Source organism: Lysobacter fragariae (assembly GCF_054779775.1).
The window spans coordinates 82,660-97,437 of record NZ_BAAGXP010000001.1 but is presented as its reverse complement, the minus strand read 5'-3'; the positions used below and the strand labels follow the sequence as shown (position 1 = coordinate 97,437).

12 protein-coding genes are annotated in these 14,778 nt (G+C 66.3%); 4 read left to right on the top strand and 8 right to left on the bottom strand.

The window, feature by feature from the left end; genetic code table 11:
- Positions 1–91: 91 nt before the first annotated feature.
- Positions 92–1,540 (bottom strand): siroheme synthase CysG, encoded by a 1,449-nt coding sequence (gene cysG, locus ACYVD7_RS00455; RefSeq protein ID WP_460758022.1) that lies wholly within the window; start codon positions 1,538–1,540, stop codon positions 92–94.
- A gap of 285 nt (positions 1,541–1,825) precedes the next feature.
- On the opposite strand from cysG, the gene ACYVD7_RS00450 reads away from it, so the two are divergent.
- Positions 1,826–2,812 carry a LysR family transcriptional regulator gene (locus ACYVD7_RS00450; RefSeq protein ID WP_460758020.1) on the top strand — a complete coding sequence of 329 codons (987 nt, stop codon included), beginning with the start codon at positions 1,826–1,828 and terminating at the stop codon, positions 2,810–2,812.
- A 536-nt stretch (positions 2,813–3,348) separates the two neighbouring features.
- Here the strand turns inward: ACYVD7_RS00450 and ACYVD7_RS00445 are convergent.
- The 5 genes from ACYVD7_RS00445 to ACYVD7_RS00425 form a co-directional block, all read right to left on the bottom strand.
- On the bottom strand, positions 3,349–4,095 hold the full coding sequence (locus ACYVD7_RS00445) for a phosphoadenylyl-sulfate reductase (protein WP_460758017.1): 747 nt from the start codon (positions 4,093–4,095) through the stop codon (positions 3,349–3,351).
- Positions 4,092–5,810, bottom strand: coding sequence for an assimilatory sulfite reductase (NADPH) hemoprotein subunit (cysI, locus tag ACYVD7_RS00440; RefSeq protein ID WP_460758016.1), 1,719 nt, complete (start codon positions 5,808–5,810; stop codon positions 4,092–4,094). Before cysI ends, ACYVD7_RS00445 begins: the two co-directional genes overlap by 4 nt.
- Positions 5,810–7,666 carry an assimilatory sulfite reductase (NADPH) flavoprotein subunit gene (locus ACYVD7_RS00435; RefSeq protein WP_460758014.1) on the bottom strand — a complete coding sequence of 619 codons (1,857 nt, stop codon included), beginning with the start codon at positions 7,664–7,666 and terminating at the stop codon, positions 5,810–5,812. The genes cysI and ACYVD7_RS00435 overlap by 1 nt, the downstream gene beginning before the upstream one ends.
- Before the next feature lie 310 nt (positions 7,667–7,976).
- Entirely contained in the window at positions 7,977–8,234 is a 258-nt protein-coding gene (locus ACYVD7_RS00430) for a GlsB/YeaQ/YmgE family stress response membrane protein (RefSeq protein ID WP_460758012.1), read from the bottom strand.
- Between the two features lie 211 nt (positions 8,235–8,445).
- Complete coding sequence (locus tag ACYVD7_RS00425) at positions 8,446–9,951, bottom strand: M20 family metallopeptidase (RefSeq protein WP_460758010.1); 1,506 nt, start codon at positions 9,949–9,951, stop codon at positions 8,446–8,448.
- 229 nt (positions 9,952–10,180) lie between these two features.
- On the opposite strand from ACYVD7_RS00425, the gene ACYVD7_RS00420 reads away from it, so the two are divergent.
- The 3 genes from ACYVD7_RS00420 (at position 10,181) to ACYVD7_RS00410 (ending at position 11,815) form a co-directional block, all read left to right on the top strand.
- A complete protein-coding gene (locus ACYVD7_RS00420; RefSeq protein ID WP_460758008.1) occupies positions 10,181–10,519 on the top strand; it encodes a ComEA family DNA-binding protein in 339 nt (112 codons plus the stop codon).
- A gap of 276 nt (positions 10,520–10,795) precedes the next feature.
- The gene (locus tag ACYVD7_RS00415) at positions 10,796–11,410 is read left to right on the top strand and encodes a HutD/Ves family protein (protein ID WP_460758006.1); all 615 of its coding nucleotides are present in this window, start codon (positions 10,796–10,798) and stop codon (positions 11,408–11,410) included.
- Positions 11,411–11,434: 24 nt separating this feature from the next.
- Positions 11,435–11,815, top strand: a complete 381-nt coding sequence (locus ACYVD7_RS00410) for a DUF1801 domain-containing protein (RefSeq protein WP_460758004.1) — start codon at positions 11,435–11,437, stop codon at positions 11,813–11,815.
- 68 nt (positions 11,816–11,883) lie between these two features.
- Here the strand turns inward: ACYVD7_RS00410 and ACYVD7_RS00405 are convergent, their stop codons facing one another.
- Positions 11,884–12,510, bottom strand: coding sequence for a PepSY-associated TM helix domain-containing protein (locus ACYVD7_RS00405; protein ID WP_460758002.1), 627 nt, complete (start codon positions 12,508–12,510; stop codon positions 11,884–11,886).
- A gap of 70 nt (positions 12,511–12,580) precedes the next feature.
- Positions 12,581–14,746 carry a TonB-dependent receptor gene (locus ACYVD7_RS00400; RefSeq protein WP_460758001.1) on the bottom strand — a complete coding sequence of 722 codons (2,166 nt, stop codon included), beginning with the start codon at positions 14,744–14,746 and terminating at the stop codon, positions 12,581–12,583.
- Positions 14,747–14,778: the final 32 nt, after the last annotated feature.

The following is a 14,778-nucleotide window of genomic DNA, read 5'->3' as shown; positions in this document are numbered from 1 at the left end:
TTCCCGCGAAGGCGGGAATCCAGGGACGTTCGCCTCGATCACGAACCAGGTCCATGGATCCCCGCCTTCGCGGGGATGACGGCAACGGCATTCAGGCCGCGTGCGCGAATTCGCATCGTGCCCGTGCGCCCGTTAAGGGTTCGCTACCGAACCAGTGCAGCTGGGTGGCCAGCGCGGCGACTTCGCCGACCACCAGCAACGCCGGTGCACCCACGTCATGCGAACGCGCAAGCTCGGGCAGATCGGCCAGTGTGCCCAGGACCACGCGCTGTTCGGGCCGGGTGCCGTTCTCGATGATCGCGAAGGGCGTGGTGGGCGCACGGCCATGGGCGATGAGGCGATCACGGATGCGTTCAAGGCCGGACACGCCCATGTAGAAGGCGAGCGTCTGCCGGTCCTGCGCCAGTGCGGCCCAGTCGGTCGTGTCGCCTTCATCCTTGGTATGCGCGGTGACGAAGCGCACCGATTGCGCGTGGTCGCGATGGGTCAGCGGGATGCCGGCGTAGGCGCCGCAGGCGATCGCGGCGGTGATGCCGGGGACGACTTCGAAATCGACGTCGTGTTCGCGCAGGACCTGCAGTTCCTCGCCGCCGCGACCGAAGACGAAGGGATCGCCGCCCTTGAGCCGCACCACGCGCTTGCCGGCGCGGGCGTGTTCGACCATCAGGGCGTGGATGCGCTCCTGCGTGGCGTGGTGGTCGCCACCGACCTGCTTGCCGACTTCGATGCGGTGCGCGTCGCGGCGCGCGAGTCCGAGTACGTCCAGGCTGACGAGGCGGTCGTGGAGGATGACGTCGGCTTCGTTGAGCAGGCGCAGCGCACGCAGGGTGAGCAGGCCGGGATCGCCGGGGCCGGCGCCGACCAGGGCGACGCGACCGCGCAGGGCGGGCTTCGCGGCGGCGAGCGACGCGGACAGTGCGCGTTCCGCGGCGGCGATGTCGCCCCGGCGCAGCAGGCCGGGGATCGGGCCGGCGAGGAGCTGCTCGAAGAAGCGGCGTCGCGCGGGCAGGTCGTCGACGCGCCGGCGGATGCGGCTGCGGAAGCGGGTGAGCAGCTGGGCCAGCGGCCCGAGGGATTCGTCGAGCTGGGTTTCCAGCGTCTCGCGCAGGTGCCGGGCCAGCATCGGTGCGCCGCCGCCGCTGGATATGGCGACCTGCACCGGGCCGCGCTCGACCCGGGCGGGCAGATGGACGCTGGAGAGTTCGGCGTCGTCGACCACGTTCGCCCAGATCCGGCGGGACTCGGCGGCCGCGGCGACCGCCTGGTTGACCGCCGGGTCGTCGGTGGCGGCCACGACGAGCCAGGCGTCGTCGAGCCATTCCGGGGCGAAGCGGCCGGCGACGTGGTCGATGCGGCCTTCGGCGGCCAGTTGGGCGAGTTCAGCGTCGAGATCAAGCGCGCCGACCCGCACGCGGGCGCCAGCGGCCAGCAGCGGGGCAACCTTGCGCCTGGCGACCGTCCCCCCGCCGACAACCACCACCCGCCGGCCCTGGAGGCTGGCGAAGAGGGGGAACAGGGAGGAGGGCGGAGGCGGGGCCATCGGGAAAACCTGCGGGACGGGCGTGGAGGCGGTCCAGGCAACCTAGCGTTGCGACGCAGGCCACGGAAATGAGGGCCGGCTGTGGTCATATGCCTTGTGGGCATGACTCCCACTGGACAGCCCGCCCCTGACCCGGTTATGGTCCATCCGTTCATCCGCATAAAGAGATAGCTAAATGAAATCCACCCGCCTTATTACCTGGTGTCACCACGTGAAAACTTTTGCCATGCCGACTGCCGCCTCCCGTCCCGCCGCGCAACCACCCTCATCCTTGCCCCCGCCGCCATGACACTCACACAGCTCCGCTATTTCGCCGCCATCGCCGATTCCGGCTTCAACATCACCCTCGCCGCCGAGCGCGTGCACGCCACGCAGCCGGGCCTGTCCAAGCAGCTCAAGCAGCTTGAGGACGAACTGGGCTTCCTGCTTTTCTCGCGCAAGGGTCGCAGCCTCGACAGCATCACGCCCGCCGGTACCCAGGTGCTCGCGCACACGCGCCGCCTGCTGGCCGAAGCCAGCAACATCCGTTCCTTTGCCGCCAACGAACGCCGCGACGGCCACGGTCGCCTGGTGATCGCGACCACGCACACGCAGGCGCGCTTCGTGTTGCCGCCGGCGATCTCGCAGGTGAAGCAGACGTTCCCGCGCATCAGCGTGCACCTGCATCCGAGTTCGGAAGGCGAGGTGCTCGACCTGCTGGCACGCGGCGAAGCCGACTTCGCGCTGATTTCCACCGCGGGCGATGCCCCGACGGGTGGTATCGCGGTACCGCTGTTCCGCTGGAAGCGCGTCGTGCTGGTGCAGCGTGACCACCCACTGGCGAGGAAAGGCACGGCGCCGACGCTGGGTCAGCTGGCTTCGCATCCGCTGGTGAGTTACGAATCTTCGGTGCGTCCGGATTCGTCGTTGCGCCGGGCGTTCACGGCCGCTGACCTGCAGCCGCAGATCGCGATGACGGCGCGCGATGCCGATCTGATCAAGACCTATGTGCGTGCCGGGCTGGGCGTCGGGTTGCTGGCGGAAATGGCCGTCAGCGCGACTGAGGATCGCGACCTGGTGGCGCTGCAGGCGCCCGAGGCGATTCCCGAGTGCATCGCCTGGGCAGTGCTGCCGCGCGAGCGCGTGTTGCGTGACTACACCATTGACCTGATTTCCGCGCTTGCGCCGCAGATCGATCAGCGTGACCTGCAGCGGGTGTTGGCGGGGAACCAGATCGCGGATTGGCCGAAGGCGCCGAGTTGGGTGGAGTTGAGTCAGGCGATTACGGTTTGAGGTAGTGCAGCAGCTGCGTTGAACTCATCCCCGCTTCGGCGGGGATGATTTTTTGCGGGTTTTGTCCAGCGGTAACGAAGTGGCCAGGAGCTTCCTGGTTCGCCACTGGAAGTGTGCTTCATAACTAGGCAGATCGTTCCGATGTGAAGCACTGAATGCGAGGCAAAGGCTTCCGCCTTTGGCGGGTCACTTTCTCTTGCTTGCCCAAGAGTCCGACTGGATTCCCTTCGGTCAAAAGTAACCAAAGAGAAGGGCACCCCGGGGCTTCGCACCCTACGCTGCGCTCCGGGTTCGCGGACGGTCCGGGATTTTTCGACACGACATCCCTGTCGTGTCGAAAAACGTGCGGCATCCATGCCGCACGCCCTGCGGGTCTGATCCGGACCGCCCGCCGCTGCGCCACGGGGCCCCATCAAGGCAACAACAACAGCCAGCCACTGCGGTTCTGGCTGGCGGTAGAAGGGCGCTTCTAAACCCGAAGTGCTTGCCTTCATCCCCGAGAAGGCGAAAGGCGATGCTGGTCGCAGCGAGAATCCTCAGGCGGCTTTTCCGGGCAGTTCGTCCCACGACTCATGCAGTCCGCACTCGCGCTTGAGGCCGAAGAACCGCGTTTCCTCTTCGCTCATGCCGGCTTCGAGCCGGCGCGTCGTGTGCACGTCGCCGATGGAGACATAACCTTCGTGCCACAGTGGGTGGTAGGGGAGGTCGTGCTTCTGCAGGTAGTTCCAGATGTCGCGGTCGTTCCAGTCGGCGAGCGGGTGCAGTTTCCAGCGGCCGTCGTGCAGCTGCAGGAAGTCGGTGCTGGCGCGGCTGCTTGATTGCGAACGGCGGATGCCGGAGATCCAGGTGCACGCACCCAGTTCGCGCAGCGCGCGCTGCATCGGTTCGACCTTGCTCAGCCGGTTGTAGCGGGCAAGGCCATCCGTGCCCTGTTCCCACAACCGGCCCAGGCGCGCTTCCATCCAGGCAGTGCCGATCTGCGGGCGATACACCTTGAGGTTGAGCGACAGGCGCTCTGTCAGTTCGTCGACGAAGCGATACGTCTCCGGGAACAGGTAGCCGGTGTCGACCAGGATCACCGGGATGTCCGGCTGCTGTCGCGTCACCATGTGCAGCGACACGGCCGCCTGTGCGCCGAAGCTCGACGACAGCGCGTGCCCGCCAGCCAGGTTCGCCAAGCCCCAGGCCACGCGCTCTTCGGCGGTGAGGCTGCCCAGCCAGCGGTTGAGTTCAGCCAGCGCGCGCGGCGCTTCGGCGGCAGTGATGGGATCGGGCGGGCTCATGCGACCAGCTCCAGGTTCAGTGTTTTGCTGACGACGACGCCCGTACGTACCAGGAAGTCGCCAAAGAATTCGTTCTCGTTGCGCTGTGCGGCCCACGCGGCGAAAAGCGGATCGAGCGACACGAGGATTTCCGCTTCGTCGATGTTCTCGCGGTACAGCGTGTTCAGCCGCTCGCCCTTGTGCGATGCGCCCAGCATCAGGTTGTAGCGACCCGGGGCCTTGCCGACGAGCGCGATTTCGCCCAGGTACGGGCGCGAGCAACCGTTGGGGCAGCCACTGAGGCGGATGTTGATCGGCGCGTCGCGCAGGCCGTGCTTTTCCAGCAGCGATTCCACGCGGGTGAGGAAGTCCGGCAGGTAGCGCTCGGCTTCGGCCATCGCCAGTCCGCAGGTCGGCAGTGCAACGCAGGCGATCGCGTTCAGATGCACCGGCGTTGCGACGTTGTGGACGCCGAGGCCGTGCGCATTCACCAGAGCGTCCACATGCCAACGCTGCTCGGCCGGAACATTGGCGATCACCAGGTTCTGGTTTGGCGTCATCCGGAACTCGGGTGCGCGGGTCGCGTCGCCGCCGATCTGCAGCAACGCCTTCGCGATTTCGCGAAGACCGGTGAGGTGCGGCTGCTCGCGATCCCAGATGCGTCCGGCGACGATGCGCAGCGTCAGGTGCCACAGATCGTTTTCGCCGCCGTCGTCGCTTTTGACCCAGCCGAAACGGTCGCCGTTGTGGACGAAGTCGAAGTGTCTGGCAGCAGCCAGGGTGAATCCGGCGCGACGCTCGACTTCCTGCTTGAACACGTCCAGGCCGCGATCATCGATGGTGTACTTCAGGCGCGCGCGCTTGCGCACGACGCGGTTGCCCCAATCGCGCTGGGTGGTGATCACGGCTTCGGCGACAGGGATCACCTGGTCGGGCGTGACGAAACCGATCACGTCGGCCAGGCGCGGGTAGGTCTCCGCGTCGCCGTGGGTCGCGCCCATGCCACCGCCGACGGTGACGTTGTAGCCAAACAGCTCGCCGCCTTCCAGAATGGCAATGAAGCCCAGATCCTGCGCGAACACGTCGACGTCGTTGTACGGCGGAATCGCGAAGCCGATCTTGAACTTGCGCGGCAGGTAGGTCGCGCCGTAGATCGCTTCCTCTTCCTCGCCACTGCCGGCGACGCGCTCCTCGTCCAGCCAGATTTCGTAGTAGGCGCGGGTGTTGGGCAGCAGGTGCGTGGACAGTGCCGCGGCCTGCGCGTGGACGGTGGCGTGTGCGGCCGATTGGTGCGGATTTGCGGCCACGGCGATATTGCGGTTGACGTCGCCGCACGCGGCGAGCGTGTCGATCAACGCGGCATTGATCGCCTGCATCGTGGCCTTCAGCTCGCGCTTGATCACGCCGTGGAACTGGAAGGCCTGGCGCGTGGTGATGCGCAGGCCGCGCTCGGCGTAGGTGGTCGCGATTCGGTCCAGCTTCAACCACTGCTCCGGTGACACCACGCCGCCCGGCGTGCGGGTGCGGATCATGAAGCTGTGTGCCGGTTCGAGCTTCTGCTGCCGGCGCTCCTCGCGGATGTCGCGATCGTCCTGTTGGTAGCTGCCGTGGTACTTGATCAGCGTCTGGTCGTCGTCGGCCAGTGCGCCGGTGATCGGGTTGGCGAGCGACTCCAGCAGCGTGCCGCGCAGGCGGCCGCTGGCTTGCTTGATGTCCTCGACGGAATGCGTGCTCATCAGTAAACGTCTCTTGCATAACGGCCCTGCGATTGCAGGTCGTTGAGGTAATCGCCGGCCTCTTCAGTCGACTTGCCGCCGTGTTCGGCGATCACGTCGATCAGCGCCGCGTGCACGTCCTTGCCCATCGCGATGGCGCCACAGACGTAGACGTGGGCGCCGGCGTCAAGCCAGGAAAGCAGGTCGCGGCCGCGTTCACGCAGCAGGTGCTGCACGTAGACCTTGCTGGCCTGGTCGCGCGAGAAGGCGAGGTCGAGTCGATGCAGTTCGCTCCGCTTGAGCGCGTCCTGCCATTCCACCTGGTAGAGGAAGTCGCTGCGCGAATGCGGATTGCCGAAGAACAGCCAGTTGCGGCCGGTCGCCTGCGTGGCTGCACGCTCCTGCACGAACCCGCGGAACGGCGCGACACCGGTGCCGGGTCCGATCAGGATCACGTCGCGCGATCCGTCGCGTGGCAGGCGGAAGCGCTCGTTGTGTTCGATGAATACCCGCACCTTCGCGCCTTCGACAGCGCGGGCGAGGAAATCCGAAGCGGTGCCCCAGCGACGACCGTCGCCGGATGCGTCGTCGACGTCGTATTCGACATGCGCGACAGTGAGGTGTACTTCCTCGCCGACGGCCTTCGGGCTCGACGCGATGGAATACAGTCGCGGCACCAGCGGACGCAATGCGGCCACCAGTTCCTCGCCGGTCCAGGCGGCCGGATGGCTGCGAAGCAGGTCGATCACCTGGTTCTGCGCCAGCAGCTGAGCGAGGGCGTCCCTGTTTTCCGGTGCCAGCGCGGCGTCCAGCGACTCGCTGCGCGCATGCGCGGCGTGACTGGCAACGAACGGTCGCGACAGACGCGTGAGTTCGCGCTGGGTGGACAGCCATTCGCGCAGCGGCAACGACTTGTCGGCGTGGATCACGTGCGCATCGCCGTCCAGTTCCAATGCGGCGAGCACGGCGTCCACCAGCTGCGGCGGATTCACCGGCCATACCCCGAGCGCATCGCCGGCTTCGTAGTTCAGCCCGGAGCCTTCCAGCGAAATCTCGAAGTGACGGACGTCTTTCGCGCTGTCGCGGCCGGTGATGCGCTGGTTGACCAGCACTTCGGCGTGGAACGGGTTGTCGCGGGTGTAGGCGCTGGTCGCGACGGCGAGCGGGCGCAGCGGCGTAACCGTGGCGAGCGGCGCCTGCGGCTTCAGCGATTCCTTCGCGATGGAAACGGCATCGGCGAGCCACGGCGTGGCCACGCTGTCGATGTCGAGGTCGGCGTCGCCGCGCGGGAGCCACCGCGTTGCGCCGAGCTCCACCAGGCGCTCATCGAGCCTGCGGCCGATGGCGCAGAACTGCGGGTAGCTCGAGTCACCCAGCCCGAGGACGGCGAAATGTAGCCCCGGCAGCTTGGGCGCGCGCTTGCCCAGCAGGAATTCGACGAAACCGCGGGCATCGTCCGGCGGATCACCATCACCCTGCGTGCTGATGACGATGGCGAGGTGGCGCTCGTTCTTCAGGTCGCGGGTCTGGTAGGCGTCCGCGCGGAGCAGGCGCGCGCCGATGCCGGCGGCTTCGACCTGCTGCGCCAGTTTTTCCGCGAGCCGCTTCGCGTTGCCGGTCTGGCTGCCGTAGACGATGGTCAGTTGCGGCGCCGCCTGCACCTCGGCCGCGGGAACGGCGACAGGGCGTTGCGAAGGCAGCACCTGCGCGCGAGCCAGTCCAGCCGCATAGCCCGACAGCCACCACAGGCCCGAGCCGTCCAGGCTGCCGGTCAGCCGGTCCAGCAGCCCGGCCTGTTCCTGCGTCAGCAGGGACGGCGGTGCGGACAAGCCCTGGAAGGCAGCGCCGTCGAGGGCAGGGGCGGGAATCGCGGACATCGGGACGCTCGGAGTTTTCGGTACTCCGCAGGCTAGGGATGCGCGGGAAACGGGGGAAAGGGTGGCTGGTTATGCGTTCATTACCTGCGCTCATTTCCGCGGGGGACGGGGCCGTCCTGTTTACTTCCAGTCACCCTGGGAAGCGTTGGGGCGGCGGGAGGCACTGCGCTTCCCGCCTGCTCCCGCGCCGCAAGGACCCGGGCAGCCCCGACGATGTGAGCTGCTCGTCCGCAAAAAGAACACCCCGGGCAAGCCGGGGTGTCATTTCGGCCATGAAGTCGTCATGGCGCGCATGTGTGTCTGCTCAACGCTACTTCGCGGTTTTCTTGCGGATGGCCTCGTAGACGAACAGCAGGACGATCGCAGCGACTATGGCGCAGGCCCAGACCATCATCCTGCTGCCGGCGAGCCCCAGCATCCCGGCGAGCTGGCTGCCGACGTAGGCACCGGCAATGCCGAGGAGGATGGTCAGGATCCAGCCCAGGGGGTCGGCGCCGGGCTTGAAGAAACGGGCAAGAATGCCGATCACGGCGCCGCCGATGATGTAACCAATAATGCCGTCGAACATTGAGTGAACTCCTGGCTGGTTTGGGTGGGGCGAAGGCATCCTAGCAGCGGCGCCCGGTTCGCCACGTTGCGGTGCAGCGAAGGGAACGAAGGCATGAACGGCCTTGATGCTTCGCATGCCAGACCGGTTGGTTCGAGCGGCATCACTGGCGCACGGGCCCAGAAAGCGAAAAGCCCGGCATGAGCCGGGCCTTCGCGACGTCGTATACCGGTCAGCAGCAGCCGTGGTCGCCGTGGTGTTCGCCGCCGGCCACCGCCGCCACGCCACGCGTTTCGCCTCGCTGGCTTGCGCTGTGGTGCGCGGCCAGCACGTGCGAGACGCAGGAGGTGACGCGCTTGCCCATCGGGATGTGCAGGAATTCGTTCGGACCGTGCGCATTGGAGTGCGGACCCAGCACGCCGGTGATCATGAACTGCGCACCGGGGAACTTCTCGCCGAGCATGCCCATGAAGGGAATCGTGCCACCTTCGCCCATGTACATCGCAGGCTGGCCGAAGAACTCACGGCTCGACGCATCGATCGCCTTTTCCAGCCACGACGACATCGCCGGCGCGTTCCAGCCGGTGCTGGCCTTCTCGAGTTCCAGCGTGACCTTGGCGCCGTTGGGCGGATCGCGCAGCAGCACTTCCTTGAGCAGCTCGCCGGCCTGCTTGCCGTCGAGCGTCGGCGGCAGGCGCAGGGACAGCTTTACCGACGTGTACGGGCGCAGCACGTTGCCGGCCGACGAAAGCGGCGGCATGCCCTCGACACCGGTCACCGACAGTGCGGGACGCCAGGTGCGGTTGAGCACGAGTTCCTTCAGGTCGTCCGCGCCATCCTTGTCGAACATCGGCGTCATGCCGGGCAGGAAGGGGAACTTGTCGAACACGGCCGTGTCCAGCACGCGCGCGGCTTCCTGTGCTTGCGCGAGGCGCTCGGCGGGGACTTCGACATGCAGGCCTTCGACGAGGATGCGGCCGGTCTTCTCATCTTCCAGGCGGGACAGCAGCTGGCGGATCAGGCGGAAGCTCGACGGCACGATGCCGGACGCATCGCCGGAGTGCACGCCTTCTTCCAGTACCTTCACGGTGAAGTTGCCGCCGGCCAGGCCGCGCAGCGACGTCGTGCACCACAGCTGCTCGTAGTTGCCGCAGCCCGAATCCAGGCACACCACCAGCGACGGCTTGCCGATGCGGTCGGCGAGATGGTCGACGTAGGCGGGCAGGTCGTAGCTGCCCGATTCCTCGCAGGCTTCGATCAGCACGACGCAGCGCGAATGCGGGACGCCCTGTTGCTGCAGGGCCATGATCGCGGTGAGCGAACCGAAGATCGCGTAACCGTCGTCAGCGCCGCCGCGGCCGTAGAGGCGGTCGCCCTTGATCACCGGCTTCCATGGGCCGAGGTCCTCGTCCCAGCCGGTCATCTCGGGCTGCTTGTCGAGGTGACCGTAGAGGATCACGCAATCGTCGTCGCTGCCGCCATTGGCGGCGGGGATCTCGATGAAGATCAGCGGCGTGCGGCCTTCCAGCCGAACCACTTCCAGCACCATGCCCGGGACGTCCTGCGCGCGCGCCCACGACTCCATCAGTGCGACGGCCGCGTCCATGTATCCGTTCTTGACCCAGTCGGCGTCGAACATCGGCGACTTGTTGGGGATGCGGATGTATTCGACAAGCTGCGGAACGATCTCCGCATCCCACTTGGCGCCCACGAACTGCTCGATCTTGCGACTGTCCATCCCGGTTCCTGACTGGCGGCCCTCCCGGAGCGGGAAGGCTTAAAACAGGAAGTCTAGCGCAGGTCGGATTTTTCCTAGCCCCGGGCGGGGTGCCGGCCTACGCCGCGACGGCGCACCCGCCGATACGCCCGCTCCGGCCGGGTCAGCAGACTGTGCACACCGACGGACGCACCGCCGGAACGGAAGTCCAACGAAGCCACCGGCTTCATCCATCTCAAGGAGCAATGCCATGAACAAGTTCGCCGCCGTGCTGCAGTCCCTGGTCCTGTCCTCGCTGCTGCTCGCGGGCAGCGTGTTTGCCGCCGACAAGGTCAACATCAACACCGCCGACGCCGCCACCATCGATCGCGTCCTGCTCAACGTGGGGCCGGCCAAGGCGGATGCCATCGTCGCCTACCGCAAGGCCAACGGCGCCTTCAAGAGCCCCGAGCAGCTCGCAATGGTCAAGGGCATCGGCCTGAAGACGATCGAGAAGAATCGCGACCGGATTGTCGTAGCCGGTGGTGTCGCGCCCGCACCCGCTCGCAAGACCGTGGCGGTTGCTCCCCGCCCGTCCGGCAAGCGCTGAACTGCCGGCGCCTCCGGGGAGTGCACGGAGGCAGGGGCCACTTTGGCAAAGGATTGCGAAGTGTGTTCGCCCGGTTGCGCGGAGGTCGCGGCCGGGCGACGGTTTTTTCGGGGCGGATCGGAGCATGACTGGCAGGAGCACAGCTGGTCGAGGCATGGATGCTCGGCATGGCCGCCGCGTTCTGGATGGGTCATCGCGGCTGTGGCTTCCCACACAACGGCCTCGCCGCGTGCCCGTAGCTGACACCATGGCATCGAGGCTCGCTACACTCGCGCCATGAGCACCAGTCACTCCTGGATCATCCCCGCCAACGAATATCGCCGCGAACGCTGGCGCAACCAGCAAGGCTGGACCCGCGAGATCATCCGCCTGCCCGATGGCGATGACTGGGACTGGCGACTATCCATCGCGGAGGTCGAGCGCGATTCCGCCTTCTCCGCGTTTCCCGGCGTCGATCGCGTACTGGTGCTGCTGTCCGGCAGCGGGATGCGACTTCGCTTCGATGACGGCGAGGTGCATGAGCTGCTGCCGCCGCACGACAAGCTCCGCTTTGCCGGCGAGCGCGGGGTCACTGGCGAGCTGGTCGACGGCCCCACCCACGACTTCAACCTGATGTGGCGTCGGGATCGCATCCATGCGGACCTTTGGCATCGCCCGCTGGTGGGGCCGATGGTGATCTTCGTGGAACCCGGTTCGACCTGGGCGGTGCACCTGCTGGCTGGCCACGCACGATTTGCCGATGACTCCGGATTGCCGGCACTGCACGCCGGTGACACCGCGATCTTCCAGGCTGGCGACGAGAAGCTCCGGCATGTCATAGAAGGTGGTGGAGAGCTGCTGCTGGTCCGTGTAGCCAATCTCGAAACAGCACAGGGCGGGCAGGGCGGCTGAGGGCCGTCTCGCCGGCCTTCACCCATGAAGAAGTCGGCTCCTGCTGAATCACCCGACGCGTACGTGCAGGCGCTCACTGGCTGGCGTCGGACGCTCGTCGAAGCGCTGCGCAAGGCGACGCTTTCCGCTGGCGGGCTGGAAGAGCGGATCAAATGGGGAAACCTGGTCTATCTCCACAACGGCCCGGTCCTGGTCATCCGGGCTGAAGAACACCGGGTGCTTTTTGGTTTCTGGCGCGGCAGGAGGCTGCGCGAGCTGGACGAGCGCCTCAAGCCCGGCGGCAAGTACGAGATGGCGACCATCACGCTGCTGGACGGCGACAAGGTGAGCACCGTGCGCACCAAGGCGCTGGTGAAGGCTGCAATTGAGCTCAATGAAACGCTGGGTGATCCGTGCAGCCTGTAGTGCTCATGCTGTAGCGCACATGGCCGGGGCGCAGGCGTAGCGCAGCGCCTGGCTGCAACCGATGCCAATCAGGCCAGCGCGGGAATCAGCACCGCTGCCAGCACCAGCGCCGACAACCCCAGGATGCTCGCGATCATCTGTCGTGGCGTGCGCCCACGGGCCCACATCCAGATGCCGGACAGTCCCAGCAGCAGCATGCCCAGGGCGAAGCTGTCGGCGAGCAGGTTCCACAGCCAGCCGCCACCGCTGCCCTTGTGCAGGCGGGTGATCGCGGCGAGGAAGGAATGCGAGGAGCGCTTGACCTCGGCCGACTCCTTGCCCGGCGTGTATTCGACCGTCCAGGAATCGCTCGCGGTGCCGCCGCTGAAGTTCCACTTCATCGGCGCCTTCGAATCCCTGCCGCCTTTCTTGATGACCTGCGCATCCAGCGATTGGGTCTGGCGCAGCCACAGCGACAACTGCTCCGGGGTCGCGCGCGCATCCACCGGAACCTGCAGCGTCACCCGACCGGCGTCGGTGGTTTCGCCCTGCGGCCATGCGTTGTCGCCGAAGCGGTTGTTCATCACCAGCCCGGTGAAGCCGTAGATGATCGCCGCCAGCGCGCCCCATGCGCCGATCCACAGGTGCAGCTGGCGCACCCAGCGGTAGGTGGCGTTGCTGCGGGTACGGCTGGTGTTCGCGTTGTGTTCAATCATTGCGGGGCTTCCTCAAACGACAACGAGCCCGCATGTGTGCGGACTCGTTGCCTGTGCTGCTGCGGGACGTTCAGAACTTGAAATTCACGCTCAGGTAGGCCGCGCGCGGCGAACCCGGAGTGATGTTGTTGTCGTTGTTCGCCGACACGAAGTATTTCTTCCCGAAGATGTTCTCGAGGTTGAGCTGCAGGCCGACTTTGTCGCCCAGGTCAAGGAAGACCGCGGCGTCATAGCGGGTGTAGCTCTTCACGACCACTGCGTTGCTGGTGGACGCAAACATGGCGCCGCGATGGATCGCACCGAGGCCGACGCCCCAGGTTTCATTGAAGTCGTAGCGGTTCCAGAGCGAAGCGGTCTGTTCCGGCAGTTGTGCCGGGCGCTTGCCTTCGTCCGGTCCGGCCAGGATTTCGCCGTCCTGCCATGCATAGCCGCCCATCACGGTCCATGCTTCGGTGATGTTGCCAGCGATGCCGATCTCGACACCCTCGATGCGCTGTCCATCGACGAGGATCATCGAGGGCTGGGTCGGGTCGCTTTGGAATGCCGGATTGGCAACGGCGAAATTGGTGCGGTCAAGCCGGTACGTGGCTGCGGTAAGGGCCAGCCCAGCTGCAACTTCCCACTTGGCGCCGATCTCGTAGTTGCGGAACTGCTCGGGATCGAAAGCGCGGTTGGTGGGCGTGAGCGAACTCATCTGGTCGCCCGATCGCGGCAGGTGGGTCATGCTGTAGCTGGCGTACAGCGACAGTGGATCGATCGGTTTGTAGACCAGGCCGACGCGTGGGGAGACGAGGTTGTCCGTGGCTGCGATGGTCGTGCCGTTGCGGTCGTTACGGAAGTCCACGTCGAAGTGGTCATAGCGCAGGCCAAGGATCGCCTGCCATTGCGGCGAGAATTCAATCTGGTCCTGCACGTACAGCGCTGCGATCGTGGTGGTCGTATGGTTATCGGCGTCGGTAGCGCTCTGGCGGAATTCCACCGGGCCGGTGTAGCGGGGGTTCGCGAACGGAACGAATACCGAGGTGGCAGTTGAGCCAGGGGAACCGAAATATGCGGTCATGCGGAAATTGTCGGTTTCCTGTCGACCCAGCTCGGCACCGAACAGCAGCGTCTGCTTGATGCTGCCGTCGATCGACCAGACGAAATCGGTCTGGTTGAACGCGTTCGTACGCTGGGTCGCATTGTTGTAGGCGCGGATCTCGGCCGCCGGTGCACCCCAGGTGTCGAAAGAGATCGGGCCGCCCGCATACAGGTTCTGGTAGAACTTGTCGTAATCGGCAATGCGGGTGCGGTTGCGCAACGCCAGGCCGTTGCCGAAGTCGTGCTCGACCAGTCCGCTGAGTGCGTCGACATCGGCCCAGGTCGGGCTGCGTGCGGGGTCGCCGAAGAACGTCGACGGATCGGTTTCCACGGGAAGGCGACGGCCGTTGAACGCGACGGGCGAGGAGGGCACGCCGCGATCGGCGACGCGCTCGTCTTCGAAGTGCTCGTAGCCGAGGGTGATGGTGGTGCTGTCGCCCGCGGTAAACGCGAACGTTGGATTGATGCCCCAGCGCTGCGCCTGGTATCCGTCGCGGTAGCTTTCCGAGTCCTCGAACATGCCGGTAACGCGGAATGCGGCGCCGTCGTTGATCGATTGGCCGAAATCGCCAGCGATGCGGCGCTTGTTCCAGGAGCCCACCTGCAGGCTCAGTTCGCGCACGGTATTCCAGTCGGCCTGCTTGCTCACGCGGTTGAGTACGCCACCTGCGCCGCCGCGGCCGAAGATCATCGCGTTCGGGCCCTTCAGCGCTTCGACGCGTTCGATGTTGTAGAGGTCGCGGAAGTACTGGGTATCGTCGCGCATGCCGTCGATGAACATGTCGGCAGTCGAAGCACTGCCGCGCAGCACGGGCGTGTCGCGGTTGCCTTCGCCCTGCGCCATTGCCGCGCCGGGCACGTAGCGCACGATGTCGGCCAGGTTCTGCATGGCCTGGTCCTTGATCAGATCGCTCGTGATGACGGTGACGGATTGGGGGACGTCCTGCAGGTCGGTGTCCGTCTTGGTGGCGCTGGTCGAGCGCTTCTGCACGTAGCCGTAGTCGACCTTGCCGATCACTTCGACGGCGTCGAGGTCTGTCGCGTTCGAGCTGCCGGTGGCGGCCATCTCGTCGGCGCGGGCTGCGGCAGGGGCAGAAAGTGCAAGTACGAGCGCGGCGGCCAGCGGGGCGAGCGCCGGAAGCTTCCTGTTGATCATGGTTCTCGTGGATGTCGTTGCGGCGATGCCGC

What these genes read in the sequence shown, in the direction of transcription:
- ACYVD7_RS00430 (WP_460758012.1), bottom strand. Translation starts at nt 8,234, where the DNA reads ATGTTCGACGGCATTATTGGTTACATCATCGGCGGCGCCGTGATCGGC.
- ACYVD7_RS00445 (WP_460758017.1), bottom strand. Translation starts at nt 4,095, where the DNA reads ATGAGCCCGCCCGATCCCATCACTGCCGCCGAAGCGCCGCGCGCGCTG.
- ACYVD7_RS00435 (WP_460758014.1), bottom strand. Translation starts at nt 7,666, where the DNA reads ATGTCCGCGATTCCCGCCCCTGCCCTCGACGGCGCTGCCTTCCAGGGC.
- ACYVD7_RS00410 (WP_460758004.1), top strand. Translation starts at nt 11,435, where the DNA reads ATGAAGAAGTCGGCTCCTGCTGAATCACCCGACGCGTACGTGCAGGCG.
- ACYVD7_RS00415 (WP_460758006.1), top strand. Translation starts at nt 10,796, where the DNA reads ATGAGCACCAGTCACTCCTGGATCATCCCCGCCAACGAATATCGCCGC.
- cysG (WP_460758022.1), bottom strand. Translation starts at nt 1,540, where the DNA reads ATGGCCCCGCCTCCGCCCTCCTCCCTGTTCCCCCTCTTCGCCAGCCTC.
- ACYVD7_RS00425 (WP_460758010.1), bottom strand. Translation starts at nt 9,951, where the DNA reads ATGGACAGTCGCAAGATCGAGCAGTTCGTGGGCGCCAAGTGGGATGCG.
- ACYVD7_RS00450 (WP_460758020.1), top strand. Translation starts at nt 1,826, where the DNA reads ATGACACTCACACAGCTCCGCTATTTCGCCGCCATCGCCGATTCCGGC.
- cysI (WP_460758016.1), bottom strand. Translation starts at nt 5,810, where the DNA reads ATGAGCACGCATTCCGTCGAGGACATCAAGCAAGCCAGCGGCCGCCTG.
- ACYVD7_RS00405 (WP_460758002.1), bottom strand. Translation starts at nt 12,510, where the DNA reads ATGATTGAACACAACGCGAACACCAGCCGTACCCGCAGCAACGCCACC.
- ACYVD7_RS00400 (WP_460758001.1), bottom strand. Translation starts at nt 14,746, where the DNA reads ATGATCAACAGGAAGCTTCCGGCGCTCGCCCCGCTGGCCGCCGCGCTC.
- ACYVD7_RS00420 (WP_460758008.1), top strand. Translation starts at nt 10,181, where the DNA reads ATGAACAAGTTCGCCGCCGTGCTGCAGTCCCTGGTCCTGTCCTCGCTG.